Origin of the sequence: Microcystis sp. M53598_WE2 (genome assembly GCF_030067735.1) — a bacterium.
GTDB classification, from domain to species: domain Bacteria; phylum Cyanobacteriota; class Cyanobacteriia; order Cyanobacteriales; family Microcystaceae; genus Microcystis; species Microcystis aeruginosa.
On sequence record NZ_JASJFE010000768.1, the window covers coordinates 1 to 2,371 of the forward strand.

Annotated in this window: 3 protein-coding genes and 1 tRNA gene; 3 read left to right on the forward strand and 1 reads right to left on the reverse strand. The window is 45.9% G+C overall.

The features are described from left to right. Positions 1-162: 162 nt before the first annotated feature. Positions 163-235, reverse strand: a tRNA-Arg gene (locus PX636_RS15705). Positions 236-291: 56 nt separating this feature from the next. On the opposite strand from PX636_RS15705, the gene surE reads away from it, so the two are divergent. The 3 genes from surE to PX636_RS15720 all read left to right on the forward strand — a co-directional run bounded on the left by surE (position 292) and on the right by PX636_RS15720 (position 2,090). Next, positions 292-1,104: a 5'/3'-nucleotidase SurE gene (gene surE / locus PX636_RS15710; RefSeq protein WP_125730866.1), complete on the forward strand. Its 813-nt coding sequence runs from the start codon at positions 292-294 to the stop codon at positions 1,102-1,104. Between the two features lie 47 nt (positions 1,105-1,151). After that, positions 1,152-1,733, forward strand: a complete 582-nt coding sequence (locus PX636_RS15715) for a DUF3727 domain-containing protein (RefSeq protein WP_288117765.1) — start codon at positions 1,152-1,154, stop codon at positions 1,731-1,733. Between the two features lie 135 nt (positions 1,734-1,868). Beyond that, entirely contained in the window at positions 1,869-2,090 is a 222-nt protein-coding gene (locus tag PX636_RS15720) for a hypothetical protein (RefSeq protein ID WP_041804974.1), read from the forward strand. Positions 2,091-2,371: the final 281 nt, after the last annotated feature.

Here is a 2,371-nt window from a genome sequence, read left to right on the forward strand (position 1 = left end):
AGGGCATACCGGAACCTTTGGGCTCGATCCAATAAACGCTTGGGGAGAGAATACCTCTACTTTTTCAGAAGCAATTCTGTCTAAGCAAGTAATCTCTGTGAACCAAGAATCCCCGTCTCTTTAGAGCGGGGAGTGTCAAAATACCAACCCCTGATTTCTGAACGAGTACGGAGGGAGTCGAACCCCCGACACCCAGGACCGGAACCTGGTGCTCTATCCTCTGAGCTACGTACCCACAATAAAATACTATTATATTATACCACTAGCCGACGCAGTAGAGCAGAAATTTCTATGACTAGCGATCGCCCTTTAAAACTACTGATCAGTAACGATGACGGCATTTCCGCCCTAGGAGTCCGCACCCTCGCTAACACCCTCGCTACTGCGGGCCATCAAGTCACCGTAGTTTGTCCCGACGGCGAGCGCTCTGCTACCGGTCATGGCTTAACCTTACACCATCCCATCCGGGCCGAACAGGTGGAAGGAATTTTTCATCCCGATGTGATTGCTTGGTCCTGCTCGGGAACTCCCGCCGATTCGGTGAAATTTGCCCTTAGTGCCGTCCTCAAAGAGCGTCCCGATTTAGTTTTAGCTGGCATTAACCACGGGTCTAATCTCGGCACCGATATCCTCTATTCTGGCACGGTTTCCGCAGCCCTGGAGGGCTTAATCGAGGGTATTCCCAGTATTGCTTTTAGTCTGGCTAGTTTTAAAGCCTGTGATTTCCAACCGGCCGCCGATTTTGCCCTCACTTTAGTCAGGAAAGTTGCCCTTAACCCTTTTCCTCTTCCCACTTTACTCAATGTGAACGTCCCTCCGGTTAGTAGTGGCGAAATCAAGGGGGTGAAAATCACTAGGCAAGGATTGCGACGCTACGAAGAAACCTTCGAGAAAAGACTGGATCCTAGGGGTAAAAGTTATTACTGGTTAATTGGGGAAGTGGTGGAAGATATCGAACAACCGGACTATACCCATTTACCCCCGGAAGTGCCTACGGATGTGCGCGCTATTGGCGAGAATTTTATCACCATCACGCCCCTACAATACAATTTAACTGATGTGCAGGGGTTTCAACATTTGCACCGGAATTCTTGGTTTGATTGAGGATCATCTCATGATATTCTGATTCAATCATTAGCGTTTGAGAGCCTATGTCCCCTCAATTTAATTTTCAAGAAAACGAACTCGAAGAAGCGGATATCATAACCCTCTGGGATGAGCAAGGTCGATCGCTGGACTGTTATATTGAGAACGCCTATGAAACCGATGATCTCACCTATATGCTTCTTGTCCCCGTGGATACCCCGGTGATGATTCTAGCTTGGGATGAGGAATCGGAGGAAGAAGAATCTGATGCCTTCTTAATCGAAGATAGCGAGGAAATCGAGCGGATTTTCGCCGATGCTAAGGCAGTTTTAGCAGAATTAGACCTATTGCTCAAATCCACTGCCCACACCTTGACTGTTAGTGGTGAATTACCGCCCCTAGAAGAAGATAATGTTCTCAGTTTGGAAATCGATAGCGATGAACCCTCCTCGTCATCAGAGCCGGAAGAATTGCAATTTCTCGCCAGTTTCTTTTCCGAAGACCAAAAATACTCGATTTACAGTCCCCTAGCTCCTTTGTTATTCTTAGCCGTCGGTGATGCGGAAGGGAAAGTTGAATTAGTTTCCCCCGATGATGACGGTATGGGACCAATTCTAGAGGAACTTTTGTTTGATGAACTCGATTAATTGCATAATTTTACCAAATCCGCCTGGCAAAATTTTTGATAAATCTAGTGACAGTATATCTTTCGGGATTTTATAAGTAAAGAGAGGGGCAAGCGGAACCCATCCGCTAAATCTTTGCTGCCATCCCGATATTTTATGGATAAAGATACTCGATTCGCCATTTTAGTCATTGGCATCCCCTTTCTAGGACTAGCTTACTGTGGCTTGATTTTTGCCGTGATGATTTATTGGGTCTGGGGCCGGGAACATCCCGTAACCATGGCCACTTTTTTTGTCCTTGCTCCTTCTTTGATTTCTGGCTCTATTTGGCTGTTAGCTTCCTATAAAGCCCGCCAAAAGCAGCGTTTGGGGTTATAGTTGAATGTAGAGGCCGATGACATTCGTTCAAGAAGAATCAATATGATAAAAAATGACCGCTTACATTTAAAAACGTATGATTAAATTTTTATCATCGACTGTCCTGATTGCCACACAACTAACAGCGATCGCGCCTAGTGCTGTCTCCCAACCTTAGACACTAACAGGCTCGATTTAAGTAGGGCTGGCTGAATAAATCTAAAAACCTTGTTGGGTAAGACTTTTAGACCTTTTGTCAATCAAAAAGTACTGGATCTGGGAGTGATCGGGGGGAAATTTAG